This is a genomic window from Natronomonas sp. (assembly GCF_036625485.1).
In the GTDB taxonomy this organism is placed as follows: Archaea; Halobacteriota; Halobacteria; order Halobacteriales; family Haloarculaceae; genus Natronomonas.
The window spans coordinates 1-15,974 of the sequence record NZ_JAZKTR010000049.1; the positions used below are offsets into that span (position 1 = coordinate 1).

Annotated in this window: 18 protein-coding genes and 2 pseudogenes; 13 read left to right on the forward strand and 7 right to left on the reverse strand. The window is 66.0% G+C overall.

All coding sequences use genetic code 11. From position 1 onward, the window contains the following. A partial coding sequence (aspS, locus tag V5A53_RS06740) for an aspartate--tRNA(Asn) ligase (RefSeq protein ID WP_332312816.1) occupies nt 1–861 on the forward strand: 861 nt, incomplete at its 5' end. A 96-nt stretch (nt 862–957) separates the two neighbouring features. On the opposite strand, the gene V5A53_RS06745 is transcribed toward aspS, so the two are convergent. Continuing rightward, nucleotides 958–1,737, reverse strand: coding sequence for an SAM hydrolase/SAM-dependent halogenase family protein (locus V5A53_RS06745; RefSeq protein ID WP_332312817.1), 780 nt, complete (start codon nt 1,735–1,737; stop codon nt 958–960). After that, entirely contained in the window at nt 1,738–2,298 is a 561-nt protein-coding gene (locus V5A53_RS06750; RefSeq protein ID WP_332312818.1) for a nicotinamide-nucleotide adenylyltransferase, read from the reverse strand. It abuts the gene before it with no gap. Between the two features lie 170 nt (nt 2,299–2,468). Between V5A53_RS06750 and lonB the strand changes: the two genes are divergently transcribed. Together lonB and V5A53_RS06760 are read left to right on the forward strand one after the other, a co-directional pair. Next, nucleotides 2,469–4,574: an ATP-dependent protease LonB gene (gene lonB, locus V5A53_RS06755; RefSeq protein WP_332312819.1), complete on the forward strand. Its 2,106-nt coding sequence runs from the start codon at nt 2,469–2,471 to the stop codon at nt 4,572–4,574. A gap of 3 nt (nt 4,575–4,577) precedes the next feature. Beyond that, nucleotides 4,578–5,405, forward strand: a complete 828-nt coding sequence (locus tag V5A53_RS06760; protein WP_332312820.1) for a CPBP family intramembrane glutamic endopeptidase — start codon at nt 4,578–4,580, stop codon at nt 5,403–5,405. 4 nt (nt 5,406–5,409) lie between these two features. Here the strand turns inward: V5A53_RS06760 and V5A53_RS06765 are convergent, their stop codons facing one another. The 3 genes and pseudogenes from V5A53_RS06765 to V5A53_RS14585 form a co-directional block, all read right to left on the reverse strand. Continuing rightward, complete coding sequence (locus V5A53_RS06765) at nt 5,410–5,595, reverse strand: hypothetical protein (RefSeq protein ID WP_332312821.1); 186 nt, start codon at nt 5,593–5,595, stop codon at nt 5,410–5,412. Nucleotides 5,596–5,661: 66 nt separating this feature from the next. Next, nucleotides 5,662–5,862: pseudogene (locus V5A53_RS14580) on the reverse strand (PAS domain-containing protein); the annotation flags it as partial. A 152-nt stretch (nt 5,863–6,014) separates the two neighbouring features. After that, nucleotides 6,015–6,425, reverse strand: a pseudogene (locus V5A53_RS14585) (response regulator); the annotation flags it as partial. 124 nt (nt 6,426–6,549) lie between these two features. On the opposite strand from V5A53_RS14585, the gene V5A53_RS06775 reads away from it, so the two are divergent. From V5A53_RS06775 to V5A53_RS06790, 4 genes are all read left to right on the forward strand, one after another. After that, nucleotides 6,550–7,557 carry an AIR synthase family protein gene (locus V5A53_RS06775; RefSeq protein WP_332312823.1) on the forward strand — a complete coding sequence of 336 codons (1,008 nt, stop codon included), beginning with the start codon at nt 6,550–6,552 and terminating at the stop codon, nt 7,555–7,557. Between the two features lie 37 nt (nt 7,558–7,594). Further along, entirely contained in the window at nt 7,595–8,221 is a 627-nt protein-coding gene (locus tag V5A53_RS06780; RefSeq protein WP_332312824.1) for a MaoC family dehydratase, read from the forward strand. Between the two features lie 340 nt (nt 8,222–8,561). Further along, nucleotides 8,562–8,813 carry a hypothetical protein gene (locus V5A53_RS06785; RefSeq protein WP_332312825.1) on the forward strand — a complete coding sequence of 84 codons (252 nt, stop codon included), beginning with the start codon at nt 8,562–8,564 and terminating at the stop codon, nt 8,811–8,813. Next, nucleotides 8,810–9,073: a hypothetical protein gene (locus V5A53_RS06790; protein WP_332312826.1), complete on the forward strand. Its 264-nt coding sequence runs from the start codon at nt 8,810–8,812 to the stop codon at nt 9,071–9,073. Before V5A53_RS06785 ends, V5A53_RS06790 begins: the two co-directional genes overlap by 4 nt. Before the next feature lie 322 nt (nt 9,074–9,395). Here V5A53_RS06790 and V5A53_RS06795 read toward each other — a convergent pair whose 3' ends face one another. Further along, entirely contained in the window at nt 9,396–10,412 is a 1,017-nt protein-coding gene (locus V5A53_RS06795; protein ID WP_332312827.1) for a type II glyceraldehyde-3-phosphate dehydrogenase, read from the reverse strand. 95 nt (nt 10,413–10,507) lie between these two features. On the opposite strand from V5A53_RS06795, the gene V5A53_RS06800 reads away from it, so the two are divergent. The 4 genes from V5A53_RS06800 (at nt 10,508) to V5A53_RS06815 (ending at nt 14,754) form a co-directional block, all read left to right on the forward strand. Continuing rightward, a complete protein-coding gene (locus tag V5A53_RS06800) occupies nt 10,508–12,043 on the forward strand; it encodes a long-chain-fatty-acid--CoA ligase (RefSeq protein WP_332312828.1) in 1,536 nt (511 codons plus the stop codon). An 82-nt stretch (nt 12,044–12,125) separates the two neighbouring features. Continuing rightward, complete coding sequence (locus tag V5A53_RS06805) at nt 12,126–13,109, forward strand: aminopeptidase (protein WP_332312829.1); 984 nt, start codon at nt 12,126–12,128, stop codon at nt 13,107–13,109. 2 nt (nt 13,110–13,111) lie between these two features. Next, complete coding sequence (locus tag V5A53_RS06810) at nt 13,112–13,255, forward strand: hypothetical protein (RefSeq protein ID WP_332312830.1); 144 nt, start codon at nt 13,112–13,114, stop codon at nt 13,253–13,255. 62 nt (nt 13,256–13,317) lie between these two features. Next, nucleotides 13,318–14,754 (forward strand): HPP family protein, encoded by a 1,437-nt coding sequence (locus V5A53_RS06815; protein ID WP_442928608.1) that lies wholly within the window; start codon nt 13,318–13,320, stop codon nt 14,752–14,754. Between the two features lie 39 nt (nt 14,755–14,793). On the opposite strand, the gene V5A53_RS06820 is transcribed toward V5A53_RS06815, so the two are convergent. Further along, entirely contained in the window at nt 14,794–15,090 is a 297-nt protein-coding gene (locus V5A53_RS06820) for a DUF5789 family protein (protein ID WP_332312832.1), read from the reverse strand. A gap of 113 nt (nt 15,091–15,203) precedes the next feature. Between V5A53_RS06820 and V5A53_RS06825 the strand changes: the two genes are divergently transcribed. Then, a complete protein-coding gene (locus V5A53_RS06825; RefSeq protein WP_332312833.1) occupies nt 15,204–15,680 on the forward strand; it encodes a metal-dependent hydrolase in 477 nt (158 codons plus the stop codon). A gap of 76 nt (nt 15,681–15,756) precedes the next feature. Beyond that, the coding region (locus tag V5A53_RS06830) for an FAD-dependent oxidoreductase (RefSeq protein ID WP_332312834.1) at nt 15,757–15,974 on the forward strand (218 nt) is incomplete at its 3' end.

Sequence of the window (15,974 nt, forward strand, 5' to 3'; positions counted from 1 at the left end):
CGCGACGCCGACGCGACCGAGATCAACACGCCGAAGATCGTCGCCACGGGGACCGAGGGCGGCACCGAACTCTTTCCCATCACCTACTTCGGCGAGGAAGCGTTCATGAACCAGAGCCCCCAGCTTTTCAAACAGCTCATCGCGGGCTCGAACCTCGAACGCGTCTTCGAGATCGGCCCAATCTTCCGGGCCGAGGAGCACAACACCCCGCGACACCTCAACGAGGCGACCTCCATCGACTTCGAGGGCGCCTTCTGTGACCACCACGAGGCGATGGACGTCTGCGAGTCCATCGTCACCGCCGCCTACGAGGCCGTCGAGGAGAACTGTCAGGACCAACTCGAAGCGCTCGGCATCGCCGACTCCTTCGAGGCACCCGAGACGCCGTTCCCGCGTCTCTCCTACGAGGAGGCCATCGAGCGCATCAACGCCACCGGCGAACTCGACGCGCAACTCGTGTGGGGCGACGACCTGCCGACCGAGGGCGAGAAGGCCCTCGGCGACGACGTCGGCGGCCACTACTTCATCACCGACTGGCCCAGCGAGATCAAGCCGTTCTACATCATGGACAACGACGACGACGCGGAGCTGTCGACGGGCTTCGACATGATGCACCCGCGGATGGAACTGGTCTCCGGCGGCCAGCGTGAACACCGCGAAGAGCAGCTCATCGAGGGCTTCGAACAGCAGGGCCTCGACCCCGAGGCCTTCGAGTACTACACCGAGATGTTCAAATACGGCATGCCGCCACACGCCGGCTGGGGCCTCGGGGCCGAGCGGCTCCTCATGACGATGCTCGACCTCTCGAACATCCGGGAAGCCGTGCTGTTCCCGCGAGACCGACAACGGTTGAGCCCGTAGGCGAAGACACCGAGAGCCAGCGAGACCTCACGTCTCGCCCGATCTTTTTTATATAAAAGCGCTTGTTCGAAGCAGCGACGGCCACAAGCGGACCGCCTACGCCCAGTCCAGTCGGACCGAATCGCCCACCGAGAGATCGAACGCGTCGTCGCCGCGGCCCTGATTGACCGCGAACTCGACGTGGTCGTGACTTCCGACGGTGGCCACGCGTTGACCGATGTCGGCGTGGGCATAGGAGGGCACGACAGGGACCAACTCCCCGTCGACGCGGACGGTGTCGTGGCCGTCGAGTACGTCGCCGGGAACGTTCGTGATCGTGTTTCCGAAGTCGTCGATAGCGAGGACGTCACCGGTGGCGCCGCCGTCGCCGATCTCGGGGTCGGGAAGCCGGAGGTCGACGACGTCCTCGGCCGGCGTGACGCCGTCGACCTCGGGGAGGCGGTCGATACCGGCCTCGTGGACGGCCGCGGCGGCGGGCGCGAAGACGTCCCGGCCGTGGAACGTGGAACTGCGCGGGTTCTCGATCGCGAGTTCGTAGGCGTCGATATCGGCGCCGTAATCGTCGCCGTTGCCGCCGCTGGCGAGTTCGCGGGCGGGCGGCAGGAGGACGCCGTTGTCGGGGCCGACGAGCAGGTGGTCGCCAGCGCGGATGACCAGGGCATCGCGGTCGGTCCCGACGCCGGGGTCGACGACGGCGAGGTGGACCGCCGGTGGGAACTCGGGAAGGACCTGCGTGAGCCAGAAGGCGGCCGACCGGACGTCCTGCCGGGGAAGATCGTGGGCGACGTCGACCAACCGGGCGTCACAGCGCTTGAGGATGACGCCCTTCATCGACGCGGGATAGGGCGTGCCGAAATCGGAGGTGAGCGTGATCATTTAATCCGCGGATGGCCCCCCGTTCATGTCGGTGTCGTCGGCATCGTTATCGTTGGTATCGCTGGCGGAGATCTGCTGGATGCGTTCGGCGCCGTCGATCTCGTCGATGACCTCGACGACGGCATTGGGGACCAGTATCTCCCAGTTGCCGTCGTCGGCGATGCGCTGGCGAACCTCCGTGCCTTCGAACTCCTCGCGGCGATACATGGGGGATTGACGGACCTCGATACCGGCCTCCTCGAAGAGGCGGACGACGAGCGGGTTGTTCGAGAAGGCGACGTCGAAACGCGGACTCATCGACTGGACGTGGCTGACCCACACCGAGTTGCGATTGAGGTCCTCGATAGGGACGGCGTAGGTGATGATATCGAGGTCCGCCAGCGTCTTGGTGATCATCATGATGCGTTCGCCCGCGGTAAACGGGTTACGTGCGGTGTGGGACTGGTCGGCGCTCCCGATGCCGACGACGAGTTCGTCGACCTCCTCGCCGATGCGCTCGACCATCGCGTAGTGGCCCTCGTGGAGCGGCTGGAAGCGACCGATGTAGAACCCCCGAGTCATGTGAGGGGTCTCGGAGTCCGATTTTATAAACCCGACGAGTCCCGTGCGGGGAGAGCGCCATACCGGCTCATACCGACCCATTACGGCGGTTTTCAGCAGGGGCAGAGCGTGACGAGGGGAGAAAGTATATCAGTTGACGACCCTTGATTATCGGTAATAGCAACGGTTCTATGAGCAACGAAAAAGACGAAGATACCGGCGCCGACGAGCGCCGGACCCCGACTGAAGAGCCGGGCGAAGAAGTGCCTCGGGACCCGCCCGAGGAACCGACCGCGCCGGCTCAGGAGGGCGCAAACGAGCAGCTCGACGACGACGAGGAGCTGCTCGATGGCTCCGACCTCGGCAGCGACGTCGAGGTCGAAGGAGACATCGAGATCGACGAAGACGAGGAGGACAACCTCCTCGGCGGCCTCCAGATAGATTCGAGCGAGGACATCGAGGTGCCCGACCGCCTCGTCGACCAGGTCATCGGGCAGGACCACGCTCGCGATATCGTCCTGAAAGCGGCCAAACAGCGCCGCCACGTGATGATGATCGGCTCCCCGGGTACCGGGAAGTCGATGCTCGCCAAGGCGATGAGCCAGCTCCTCCCCAAGGAGGAACTGCAGGACGTACTGGTCTACCACAACCCGGACGACGGCAACGAGCCGAAGGTCCGTACCGTCCCCGCAGGCAAGGGCGAACAGATCGTCGATGCCCACAAGGAGGAGGCCCGCAAGCGCAACCAGATGCGGAGCTTCCTGATGTGGATCATCATCGCCGTCGTCTTCGGCTACGCCATCCTCATCGCTCAGCAACTCCTGCTCGGCATCATCGCCGCGGGTATCATCTACCTCGCGTTCAAGTACATGAGCCGCGGCAGCGATGCCATGGTGCCGAACCTGCTCGTCAACAACGCTGACCAGCAGGTCGCACCGTTCGAGGACGCGACCGGCGCCCACGCCGGCGCACTGCTCGGCGACGTCCGCCACGACCCCTTCCAGTCAGGCGGCATGGAGACGCCCAGCCACGACCGCGTCGAGGCTGGCGCCATCCACAAGGCCAACAAGGGCGTGCTGTTCGTCGACGAGATCAACACCCTCGACATCCGTTCCCAGCAGAAGCTGATGACGGCGATCCAGGAGGGCGAGTTCTCGATCACGGGCCAGTCCGAACGCTCTTCGGGCGCGATGGTCCAGACCGAACCCGTCCCGACCGACTTCGTCATGGTCGCCGCCGGGAACCTCGACGCGATGGAGAACATGCACCCCGCGCTCCGGAGCCGTATCAAGGGCTACGGGTACGAGGTCTACATGGACGACACCATCGAGGACTCCCCGGAGATGCGCCGCAAGTACGCCCGCTTCGTCGCACAGGAGGTCGCCAACGACGGCCGCCTGCCCGCATTCACCGACGAAGCCATCGAGGAGGTCATCCTCGAATCCCGCCGCCGTGCGGGCCGGAAGGGCCACCTCTCCCTGGAGTTCCGTGACCTCGGTGGCCTCGTCCGCGTCGCTGGCGACATCGCCCGCGCCGAGGACAAGGAGTTCACCAAACGCGAGGACGTCCTGCAGGCGAAGGCCCGCTCCCGGTCCATCGAACAGCAGCTCGCCGACGACTACATCGAGCGCCGGAAGGACTACGAACTCACCGTCAGCGAGGGCGACGTGGTCGGCCGCGTCAACGGCCTCGCGGTGATGGGCGAGGACTCCGGTATCGTCCTCCCGGTCATGGCCGAGGTCGCCCCCTCGCAGGGGCCCGGCGAGGTCATCGCCACCGGCCAACTGAAGGAGATGGCCCAGGAGGCCGTCTCGAACGTCTCGGCGATCATCAAGAAGTTCAGCGACGAGAACATCTCCGAGAAGGACATCCACATCCAGTTCGTCCAGACCGGCGAGGGCGGCGTCGACGGCGACTCCGCCTCGATTACCGTCGCGACGGCCGTCATCTCGGCGCTGGAGGACATCCCCGTCCGACAGGACATGGCCATGACCGGCTCGCTGTCGGTCCGCGGTGACGTCCTGCCGGTCGGCGGCGTCACCCACAAGATCGAGGCCGCGGCGAAGGCCGGCCTCGATACGGTCATCATCCCGAAGGCCAACGAGCAGGACGTGATGATCGAAGACGAGTACAAGGACCAGATCGAGATCATCCCGGTCTCGCACATCTCCGAGGTGCTGGACGTGGCGCTCGCCGGCGAACCCGAGAAGGATTCGCTCATCGACCGCCTCAAGAACATCACCGGCTCCGCGCTCGAACAGCGCGAGGTCGGTGGCACCAGCCCGAGCCCGCAATAAGGCGTGACCCGGTGGGCCGCCTTCGCCGGTATCGCGCTCACCGTTCTCGTATTGCTGCTTCTTCTGGCGCGCGCTTCCCAGTCGGTCATGGGCGGTCGCTACGTCACCCGCGAGGAACAGCGGTGGCTCGACCGCCTGCCGGACGGCGCCGACCATCTCGATACCGGGGCCGCGCCGGAACCGCGCCGGAAGACGCCCGCCGAGACGACGCTGGACGGCGGGCCGGAGCTGTCGACAACCGCACTCCTCGCCAACGTCGCCGTCTCTCACGGCCTCTTTGCGGCGTTGCTCGTCGGGGGCGCGTTGCTGACCGACGTTCCCGTCTCGGCGTTCGGTATCACCGCTGACCCGCTCGGGTCGGGGCTTTTCGGCGTCGGGGTCGGTATCGCCGTCGGCGTCGGCCTCGCGCTGGCGAACACGCTGGCGGCCGGACTGGTCGACGTCTTCGATACCGACCCCAGCGAGGAGTTACGAGAGATGCTCGCCCCCGAAACGGCGCGGGGATGGGTCCTCCTGCTCGGCGGCGTCCTGCCGCTCATCGCTGGCTTCGAGGAATTGCTCTTCCGTGGGGCGCTCATCGGCGCTTTGGCGGTCGGCTTCGGCGTCTCGCCGTGGCTGTTGGCCGTACTTTCGTCGGTCGCCTTCGCCGCCGGCCACGGCGCACAGGGCGGCCTCGGCGTCGTCGTGACCGGCCTGCTGGGCTTCGCGCTGGCGGCGGTCTTCGTCCTCACGAATAGCCTGCTCGTAGTGGTCGTCGCCCACTACGTCGTCAACGCGGTCGAGTTCGTGGTCGTCGAGGGGTTGGGCTGGGAGCCGTTCGGCGGGACGTAGTCAATCACCCGTCGCCGTCGACCATCGATTCGAGTTCCTCGACGACCTCAGCGAGGTCGTCCTGTTCGCCGGCGATGGTGTGGACCTCCTCGCAGTCGCAGGCCTCCGTGGCGCGGTCGGTGGCCGCTCCGAGCGCATCGATCGTCTCCCGGAGGTCGACCGCGAGGTCGGCGACCGTATCGAGCGTCACCCCCTGCTCGGTGCGGTCGGTGACGTCCCGGAAGTACGCCGAGAGGCCGTCCGGCGAGGGAACGGCGTGAACCTCGAAGTGGGCGCCCATCCCCTCATGTGACATCCGGAAGGTGGCCGTCTCGCCGGTCTCGACGGCTTCCTCGAAGGCCGACTGGAGCGGCGAATCGACCAGCTCGGGGACGACCTCCCAGAGCCGTTCGCCGACGAGGTCCTCGCGGGTGCCGCCCAGCAGGTCCGCACCGCGTTCGTCGACGGAGGCGATATGCCACCCATCGTCGAGGCCGAGATAGGCGTCGGCGACGTGGTCGTGGACGCGCTGGACGTGCCGTTCGCCTCGCGGGCGAGTTTACGGGTGCGATACTGGACGACGGCGTTCTCGATGCGATTGGCCAGCAGGGCGAAGCCCTCGTCGTTCAGGTTCTTCCGGAGGTAGTCGGTGGCGCCCGCGTCGATGGCCTCCATCGCGACGTCCTCCGAACCCTTCGAGGTAAAGAGGATGAAGGGGATACCCGGTTCGACGTCGCGGCACTTCTCGAGGAATTCGAGGCCGTCCATGCCGGGCATCTTGTAGTCGCTAATGACGCAGTCGACGGCCTTCGAGTCGAGCAGGTCGAGCGCCTCCGTGCCGTGTTTGGCGGTGACGACCTCCAGGGAACCGAAGCGCTCCTGCAGGCGCGAGGCGACGATGGACAACAGGTTGCGCTCGTCGTCGACCACGAGCAGGGTAATCTCCTCGGAGTCGGGCCGAGCGACGAACCGCTCCACGGCGACCTCGTCTCCGTCGTCCGGGCGGTCGGGGGGCGACGGCCCACCCGTTTCGCGTGTCATGTGTCAAAGTAGAACACACCGCCAATAAAAGTCACAGACGTTTCGAGATGAAAGGCAGGGCCAAACCGGATGGAAACCGCGGTCGGAGCGACACGCCCAAGCCCTCGCCGGCCGACCACCACCCATGCCACGGACCGGGAAGATCTCGCGGGCCTTCTTCGAGGACCACATCGCCACTCGTCTCGGCGCCGACCGCGACGACGTCGCCCTGGGACCGACCCACGGCGTCGATTTCGGCGTCGTCGAGATCGACGACAGCGCCGTCGTGACGGCGACCGACCCTATCTCCATCCTCCCCGAGCTCGGCTTCGAGCGGGCCGGCGAGTTCGCGGTCGGAATCGTCCTCTCCGACGTCGCTGTCTCGGGGATTCCGCCCTCACATCTGACGATCTCCTTCTCGCTGCCGCCCGCAATCACCGACGAGGAGTTCAGCCGCATCTGGGACGCAATCGACGCCGAATGCCGCGATCTGGGCGTCTCTATCGTTACCGGCCACACCGCCCGCTACGAGGGGGCGTCGTTCCCGTGGGTCGGCGCGGCGACGGCGATGGGCGTCGGCGACCCCGACGACATCGTCCGCCCGGACGGCGCCCGTCCCGGCGACGACCTGCTCGTGACGAAGGGGCCCGCCGTCGAGGTGACGGGACTGTTCGCGACGCTGTTCGGCGACCGCATCGACCTGCCGGAGGAGACGCTCGCAACTGCCCGAAACCGACTCGACGAGACCGGCACCGTTCGGGACGCCCTCACCGCGGCGGCGGCCGGCAACGTCACCGCGATGCACGACGCCACCGAGGGTGGTCTGCTCGGCGCGCTCCACGAGGTCGCCGAGAGCACGGGCGTCTGCCTGACCGTCGACAGCGACGCCGTTCCGATGCGGCCGGGCGTCGAGACGTTGAGCGAGGCGCTGTCGATGGACCCGTGGCGGGCCTCGACGGCCGGGACGCTCGTCATCGCCGTCGATCCCGCCGATACCGACGCCGTGCTGTCGGCGCTGGAAGACCGAGGGACGCCGGTCGCCCACGTCGGGTCGGTCGAATCTGGAGCGGGCGTCGTCCTCGATGGCAACCCGACCGACCCACCGGAGGGCGATTCCGGCTGGCCCGTCTACGATCGACTGCTGGGCTCGTGAGGGGTCTTTTTGCCCGGTTCGCTCGTCAGTACGAGGTATGAGCAACGACGACGATTCGCCGCTTTCCGACCCTGACGCGACCGATGCCGACGAACGTCGCCTCGTTTCCGGCTGGCAGGGCCGCTACTTCGAGGACTTTCAGGTTGGGGACGTCTACAAGCACCCCTACGGCCGGACGGTCACCGAGACGGACAACGTCTGGCTGACGAACCTGACGATGAACGTCAACCCGATGCATTTCAACGAGGCCTACGCCGCCGAAACGGAGTTCGGCGAGCGCCTCGTCGACGGCCTCTACGTCATCGCCCTGGCGGTGGGGATGAGCGTGATCGATATCTCCGCGAACGCGACCGCCAACCTCGGCTACGACCGGGTACGCCACCACGCGCCGGTCTTCCACGGCGACACGGTCTTCGCCGAAAGCGAGGTCCTCTCGAAGCGTGAGAGCGAGTCGCGCGACCACGTCGGCATCGTGACCACGGAGTTGCGGGCCCACAATCAGGACGACGAACTCGTGTTATCGCTGGAACGGACGCCGATGGTGCTGAAACGTGAAGCCGCAGAACCGACGGCGGCGCAGCCGACCGGCTGGCCGGATGGAATCGGAACCCAACCCGAGGACGTCGACGGACGCGTCATCGAACGACAGCCACGGGAGGAATGAAAGTGGCGCACGACCCCCCAAAGAGTATGCTGGTGGGGTACCTTGTACTATGTAGGCTTCTCGACCGTCGAGGCGGCATCTGACATACCAAGGCGACCACAGCGACGACAGCGATACCCCGGGAGTTGACACCGGACGGTTCTGTCATTGTGGACGGTTACTGGTGTGCATACAGCCCGATGCGACGAACCCGGCATAGAGGGGCGATACCGCTCGCCGGCCTCGCCGCCCGTCTTGGCCTGGACGGACCGAGCCAGTTTGTGCGACCGGACGCTGGCTCGGTGCCGGGCGACTCGCCCGCCTCGATACCAGCGGCCCGAATTCATATCACACACAATTCATGAACACGAGAACGAAATTCACGCAGTCGATCAAGCAACTCGATATCGAGACCCGGGTTCAGTACGGCCTGATGTTCCTTTTCGGAGCACTCTGTTTGGTCGCCGCCGCCGCCCCGCTCGACCTACTCATAAAGGTCGCGGTCGTCTCGACGCTGTTCGGGCTTACGGCGGGAATCTGGATCGCACACCTCGTCCAGATAGTCCAGCGAGCCGCCGATCGAAACGGGGCTGCCACGGGGACGGACCAATGAGCAAAGACACCGTCAAGGAAGCGCCGCAATCGTCGACATTCCTCGAAGGTATCGCGTTTCTCACCGGCGAGAATCCGAACGCCGGCTCGTTCGTTCTGGTCGTCGGGATGATAACCTGCGTATTCATCGCCGGCTTCCAGCTCTTGCTTCCGGTACCGATATCACACCTCCTGACCGGCCTGGTCCTCGGCGTCGCGGTGATCAGCTTCCTTATGGGAGCCGTTCTGGACACGCTCGGGTACTTCGATACCCAGGGGTGAGCGAATCGGCCGTCGATCTCGCCGGTGGTTCGACCGGGTCGAAGGGCCGACAACCTCTCGAAGGCACCGTACCCAGCCACGATTTCCGAAATCCGAGTAGTACCACTAAGCCCTCTTGTCGGACTGTTTCGGCTATCGGTATCCGGGGGCCTGAGAGCGGCCACGGTATACGAGCTCCGACGCATTCATGTCAAACCTCCAATTAGAAAGAGGCAGAAAGGTCGTTCCTCTGAACCCCCGATTCGGCCTCCTGCGGAGTAAACCCCCAGCCGTTCCATTAAGCATCTGTACCGACCGCAAAGACGAGTTCAGCGAGGGCGGCTCAGAAGCCGATACCCATCGTCTCGTTGGTTCGTTCGATGGATTCCTCGGCGTCGGCAGTTTCCAGCACGGCACGGATCGCGTCGACGTTCTCGGGGACGACGTCGGATTCCTGGTGGATGGCCTGGAAGAGGTAGAGGTCGTCGTCCTCGATGCTGACCGACTCCTCCCAGATGCAGTTCTCCCAGATGTCGGCGCGGGGCCGGCCGCGGTCCATGGCGAACTCCTTGAGTTTGCCGGCGCCGTCGATGCCGTACTTCGGCGGGATGAGGAAGGTACGGCTCTGGGAGCCGAGCAGCTCTTTGACCTCCTCCTCGCTCGGGACGTCTTCGAGCGTGACGTTGACCGAGTGGGTGTGCATCAGCGTGGCCGGCACCTTCAGCCCGAGCGTGTCGATATTGAGTTCGGGGAAGATGGTGTTGACGTCGGGCCCGTGGTGCGAGGGCAGGGAGACGGGATTCGGCAGGATGTCGTTGATGGGGCCGCGGCCGGACTGGGCGGGGTCGCCGCCACGACGGACCAATGTGACGCGGGCCTTCTCGACGCCGTACTCCTCCTGCAGCGGCGCGAAAAGGCGGGAGAGGCCGGTCGTGTTACAGGAGACGACGCGGACGTGGTCGGCGTCGGCGGCCTCCTCGAAGTTGCTCCGGGCGTTGAAGGAGGTGTCGACGAGGTCGGCGTCCTCGCCGCCCTGGTAGAGCGCGGGCGTGTCGTACTCCTCGTACATTGACTTGTTCTCGGCGCCGATGCCGGAGGGGGTGGCGTCGACGACGATGTCGGCCGCCTCGACGAGTTCCTCGACGCTGCCCGCGAGGTCGATGCCCGCCTCCTCGAAGAGGTCGACGCGCTCCGCGATGGCAGCATAGAGGGGATAGCCGTTCTCGACGGCGAGTTCCGCCTCGTGGTTCGGGCTGGTCTTGGCGACGCCGATAAGCTCCATGTCGGGCTGGAGCTCGACCGCGTCGGCGACCCGTTTGCCGATGGTGCCGTAGCCGTTGACCGCGACCTGAATGCTCATGTCGTCAGGTCGCGGCCCGCCGAGCATAACGATTGTCTTTCGGCCTCCCCACCCCGAAGGATTAACTTACGAGGAGGACAGTGTGTGATACTCTCATGCAGCCGACCCTCGCCGATACGCTCGAACAGACCGCCGATAAATACCCCGAGAAGGAGGCGCTCGTCTATCCCCGGAAGGACCAGTCCTACACCTTCGCCGAGCTCGACGAGCGGGCGAACAGGCTGGCCAACGCCCTCTCCGAACTCGGCGTCGAGAAGGGCGACCGCGTCTCGACGATGCTGTTCAACGGCAGCGAGATCGTGTTGACGGCCTACGCCTGTGGCAAGATCGGCGCCGTGTTCAACCCGCTGAACTACCGGCTGCCGGGCGGCGAAGTCTCCTTCATCTGCAACGACGCCGAATCGAGCGTCCTGCTGTTCGAGGCCGATACCGCCGAGGCCGTCGAGAACGCGCGCGAGGACCTCGAAACGGTCGAGGAGTTCGTCTACGTCGACGAGGACGTCCCCGAATACGCTCACGACTTCTACGACATCGTCGAGGCGGCTTCGGCCGAATCGCCCGATACCGTCGTCGAAGCCGACGACGTCTACGCCTTTATATACACCTCGGGGACGACGGGCCGGCCGAAGGGTGTCGTCCACGAACACGCGTCGATGGTCGAACACAGCCTCATCTGTATCGCCGAAGCGGGCCTCGACAAGGACGACGTGGGGCTGTCGGCGCTTCCGTTATATCACTGTGCGGAACTCCACGCGAACCTCTTCCCGCGGGTTCACGTCGGCGCGACGAGCGTCATCCACCACGAGTTCGACCCCGTCGCGGTGCTGGAAGCCATCGACGAACACGACGTGACCCAGCTGTTCGCCGCGCCGACCGCGTGGAACGGCCTCGCCCAGACCGCGCCGACGGTCGATGCCGACACCTCCTCGCTCCGCATCGGCTTCTACGGCGCCTCGCCGATGCCGAAGGACGTACTCGAGGCCTGCATGGAGCAGTTCTGTGACGATTACCTCCAGGCCTACGGCATGACCGAAATCGGCCCCTGTGGCGTGTTCCAACACCCCGACGAACAGCTCGAAAAGCAGGGCTCGGCGGGTCTGCCGGCTCTGAACCACGAAATCCGTCTCGTCGAACCCGACGCCGACCCCGACGCGACCGTCGAGCAGGGCGACATCGGCGAGATACTGCTCGCGGGACCGTGTACGATGCGGGAGTACTGGAACCGGCCCGAGGCGACCGCCCAGTCCCTGCGGGAACACGACGGCGTCGAGTGGTACTACTCCGGGGACCTCGGCTATCGCGACGAGGACGGCTACCTCTACGTCGTCGACCGGAAGGACGACATGATAATCTCCGGCGGCGAGAACATCTACCCGACCGAAGTCGAGGACGTGCTCTTCTCGCATCCCGACGTCGTCGAGGCCGCCGTGGTCGGCCAGCCACACGATGAGTGGGGCGAAACCGTCGTCGCGTACGTCGTCGGCGACACGGACGCCGAGACGCTCGATGCGTTCCTGCAGGACAGCGACGACCTCGCGGATTTCAAGCGCCCGCGGGAGTACGAGTTCGTCGAGGAACTCCCGAAGAACCCCAGCGGGAAGGTCCAGAAGTTCAAGCTTCGAGAAGAATAGGGAGACCCTCGAAACGGAACGCGAATCGAACCACCGAACGCGGAGGAGAACGCCTATCCCGACGCCAGCCGAAGCCGGGCATATGAGCGATTCCGAACCGTTCGATATCGAGGACCCGGATGCAGTCGCCGCCGCCGCCGAAACCGCCGTCGGCCAGTGTCTGAACGTGCAATCGGGCGAAACCTGTGTCGTCGTCACCGACGACCGCCGCGAGCCCATCGGCGAGGCGCTCTACGACGCCGCCCTCGAAGCCACCGAGGAGGCGGTCATCGTCCGCTACCCGCCGGGGCCACAGCACGGCGCCGAACCGCCCGCACCCGTCGCCGCCGCGCTGAAAGCCGCCGACGTCTTCCTCGCGCCCACCTCCAAGAGCCTCAGCCACACCCGTGCGCGCTCGAACGCGACCGAGGCCGGCGCTCGCGGCGCGACCCTGCCCGGCATCACCGAGGAGGTCTTCACGACCGGCCTCGACGCCGATTACGACGACATCGCCGCCGAATGTGAGGCCATGCTCGAACAGGTCGAAGGCGCCGACGAAGTGCGCGTCACCTCGCCGCAGGGCACCGATATCACCTTCGAGTTGGGCGACCGCGCCTGGCACGACGACACCGGTATCGTCCACGAGGACGGCGACTTCTCGAACCTCCCCGCCGGCGAGGTCTTCGTCAGTCCCGTCTCCGCCGATGGGACCTACGTCGTCGACGGCACCATCCGCCCCCACGGCCTGCTCGATGCGGGCCAGACGGTCACCTTCGAGGTCGAGGACGGCTACATCACCGAGATCTCGGACGACGCCATCCGCGCGGACGTCGAAGAGGCCGCCGAGCAAGTGGGGCGGAACGCCTACAACATGGCCGAACTCGGCATCGGCACCAACATCGGCGTGACCGACCTTATCGGCAGCACGCTACTGGACGAGAAGGCCGGCGGCACCGTCCACATCGCGCTGGGCGACGACGCCGGCATCGGCGGCGACAACGACGCCCCGATCCACATGGACGGCATCCTGCGAGAGCCGACGGTCTACGTCGACGGGGAGGAGATCGAACTGCCGAACGTCGAATAGCGATGCTCGCCTCCTTTACCGACCTCTTGTCCGGGCCAGCGCTGTTCCTCGCGCTGTTGTCCATCGTCTCGCTGGCGCTCCCCTGTGCCTACCTTTACAAGGCGCTCTCGGAGCGTGGCGTCTTCCGGCGCTGGCTCGACGACTGAAGCGGTGAGCCGACCGGCGCGTTCGCCGGGGGTTTAAGACCTCTCTGCGGTGACGATGGAGTATGCTGGAGTCGCTTCGCGACCGATTCAGACAACAATTACGTCGACTCCCGTGGCTCCGCCATCGACGGCCCGTCCGCATGTTCTTCCGCCGGCTCGAGGAGACGAACGTCATCGTCCACGTCTCGATGCTCGTCTTCGTGCCGACGCTCGTTGCGCTTTTAACGTACCTCTCGAACCGCCTCGATGCGCTGTCGTTCTTCGTGTTCCCGCCGCTTGCGGCCGGCACGTACGCGCTGTTTTCGAACCCCGAGAGCAAGTACGCCTCGCCGTTCCGGTTCGTCGCGGGACTGACCGCGGGGGCGCTCTGTTCGTGGGCCGCCATCCTGGTCGCCGTCTACCTCGTCTACCCGACCGCGCCGCCGGGCGCTATCGAGGTCGACGCGCCGGGGGCCGCCTTCGCCGTCTTGTTGACCGGCGCGCTGACGTGGGCGCTCGACATCGAGGAAGCGACCGCCTTCGCGGTGGCGTTGCTGGGACTGCTCGTCGACCCCGGCCGACAAGCCGCCTTCGTCGTCAGCGTCTTCGTCTCCTCGAGCATCGTCGCCGTCGTCTTCTCCGTCTGGCGGAACTACTTCTACAAACAGCGCGCCCGCTATCTCTACCGGTCGACGAAGGCCGACGACCGCGTGCTCGTGCCGATGCGCGGCGAGAATCCCGAAGCGACCGCGATGCTCGGCGCCCGCCTCGCCGCCGCACACGACGCCGGCAAGGTCGTCCTCCTCGATATCGCTAGCGGGGATCTGGCCGAGGACGGCGACACCAGTGACGGGGGAGACGGAACCGCCTCCGACGAGGCGAGGGCCGGGGCGGCAACCGCGGCCGTCGCCGCGGAACTTGAGGCGCTGGGTGACCGCATCGAGACGAACCTCGACGTCCCCTGTCAGGTCGTCGTCGTCTCCGAGGGGCCGACGCTCGGGGAGACGATACGGCAGACGGCGACCGAGACGAACTGTGACCTGGTGGCGGTCCCCTACGAAACCGACGGCGACACGCTGGCGCCGTTCATCACGGGGCTCATGGACGCCGACATCGACGTGCTCGTTCACCAGACCTACGACGGCCGGACGGAGTGGCAACAGGTCGCGGTACCGGTCAGACGGGCGAGCGACACCGCTCACGCGATGATAGATTTCGCACTCCGGCTGGTGGGCTCGGAAGGTCGGGTCAGCGTCGCCCGCTCTATCGAGGACGAAAAACAGCGTCGGTCCGCCGACGAGATGCTCGCCAACCTCGTCGAGACCGCGAACGGGCGAATCGAAACCCGCGTCGTGAACGCCCCGTTCGGACGGTTCCTGCACCGCATCGCACGCACGAACGATCTCGTCATTATCGGGTCGAGCCGCGACCGGAGCCGTACCTCGCGGCTCATCTCCCCGCCGACCTTCGAGCAACTACCGGACGTCGATACCGATATCGCCATCGTGGACCGCCGGTAGTCCCCCGGGGCTCACTCACTCCGTTCGCTCCGACCCGCGCTACTCTTCGGTCGGAACCGGCCCCGTCCCGATGACCTCGCGGACGGCGCTTTCGAAGGATTGGCGGGTATCGAAGTAGACCTCGTCGGTCTCCGCGAGGACGTCACCGAGTTCGCGGGGGCCGTCGGGCGTCCGGATCGTCGTCTCGCCTTCTCGGCGCTCGACTTCGCTCTTCTCGATGGCGTAGTGAAGCCGGGAGGCGACCCGTGCCAGCGGCGCACCCTCGACGGACTCACCCTCGCCGAGTTCGACCGCGGGCCCTTCGTCTTCTGCTTCCTCGTCGCCGTTGTCGCTCATACGTCGGTGTTTGCGGCATCCCGTCGTAATCCTTACGAAGGCCGGCGCGGCTCGAAGCGGACAACACGAGCCCATCCACGAGGGATTGATATCGCTCCGGACGAAGTGTCGGTATGTACCGACTGGGCCACGTCGGTGCGGCGCTGTGTTGCTACGCTCCCGCCGCTGCCGCCCTGACGGCGAACGGCGACCCCGCACTCGCAGCCGTCGGCACGGCCGTCGCCGTCGCGGTTTCGTCGCTTCCCGACGCCGACGAGTTGCTGTCTATTCCCCACCGCGGACCGACTCATACCGTCTGGTTCGTCGCCGCCTGTTCGCTGCTGGCGGCCGGGGTCGGGTTCGCGGCCGGCGCCCGTATCGGCCGTCCGTCGGCGCTGGCGGTGGTCGTCGGCAGTGCAGCGGCCATCTCCCTCACCTCGCACCTGCTGGCCGACAGCATCACGCCGATGGGCGTCCGACCCTTCACGCCGGTTTCGGGGTGGCACCACTCCTTCGACGTGACACCCGCCGCGAACCCCCGGGCCAACGCCGCGCTGTTCGGCGCCGGGACCGCGACCGCACTTCTCGCACAGGCGCTGGCGCTTCTCTGAGCCTCGATAGACGCTCGGAACGTACCCACCGGCGACCCAAACGATTTAGTATTCGTAGTCAATACCACCTAGTGGTATGAGCGAGTTCAACCAGTTCTCGAACGCGGGCGAAGCGGAAGTAACGCGAGCTATCGGTCAGGAGTGGACCGAGGAGTTCATGGACTTCTCCGATTCCGACGTCATCATCGTCGGCGGCGGCCCCTCCGGGCTGATGGCCGCCAAGGAACTCTCCGAGCGCGGCGTCCAGACGATGGTCGTCGAGAAGAACAACTACCTCGGCGGCGGCTTCTGGCT

What these genes read in the sequence shown, in the direction of transcription:
- V5A53_RS06745 (WP_332312817.1), bottom strand. Translation starts at nt 1,737, where the DNA reads ATGATCACGCTCACCTCCGATTTCGGCACGCCCTATCCCGCGTCGATG.
- V5A53_RS06750 (WP_332312818.1), bottom strand. Translation starts at nt 2,298, where the DNA reads ATGACTCGGGGGTTCTACATCGGTCGCTTCCAGCCGCTCCACGAGGGC.
- lonB (WP_332312819.1), top strand. Translation starts at nt 2,469, where the DNA reads ATGAGCAACGAAAAAGACGAAGATACCGGCGCCGACGAGCGCCGGACC.
- V5A53_RS06775 (WP_332312823.1), top strand. Translation starts at nt 6,550, where the DNA reads ATGCCACGGACCGGGAAGATCTCGCGGGCCTTCTTCGAGGACCACATC.
- V5A53_RS06780 (WP_332312824.1), top strand. Translation starts at nt 7,595, where the DNA reads ATGAGCAACGACGACGATTCGCCGCTTTCCGACCCTGACGCGACCGAT.
- V5A53_RS06785 (WP_332312825.1), top strand. Translation starts at nt 8,562, where the DNA reads ATGAACACGAGAACGAAATTCACGCAGTCGATCAAGCAACTCGATATC.
- V5A53_RS06790 (WP_332312826.1), top strand. Translation starts at nt 8,810, where the DNA reads ATGAGCAAAGACACCGTCAAGGAAGCGCCGCAATCGTCGACATTCCTC.
- V5A53_RS06795 (WP_332312827.1), bottom strand. Translation starts at nt 10,412, where the DNA reads ATGAGCATTCAGGTCGCGGTCAACGGCTACGGCACCATCGGCAAACGG.
- V5A53_RS06800 (WP_332312828.1), top strand. Translation starts at nt 10,508, where the DNA reads ATGCAGCCGACCCTCGCCGATACGCTCGAACAGACCGCCGATAAATAC.
- V5A53_RS06805 (WP_332312829.1), top strand. Translation starts at nt 12,126, where the DNA reads ATGAGCGATTCCGAACCGTTCGATATCGAGGACCCGGATGCAGTCGCC.
- V5A53_RS06810 (WP_332312830.1), top strand. Translation starts at nt 13,112, where the DNA reads ATGCTCGCCTCCTTTACCGACCTCTTGTCCGGGCCAGCGCTGTTCCTC.
- V5A53_RS06815 (WP_442928608.1), top strand. Translation starts at nt 13,318, where the DNA reads ATGCTGGAGTCGCTTCGCGACCGATTCAGACAACAATTACGTCGACTC.
- V5A53_RS06820 (WP_332312832.1), bottom strand. Translation starts at nt 15,090, where the DNA reads ATGAGCGACAACGGCGACGAGGAAGCAGAAGACGAAGGGCCCGCGGTC.
- V5A53_RS06825 (WP_332312833.1), top strand. Translation starts at nt 15,204, where the DNA reads ATGTACCGACTGGGCCACGTCGGTGCGGCGCTGTGTTGCTACGCTCCC.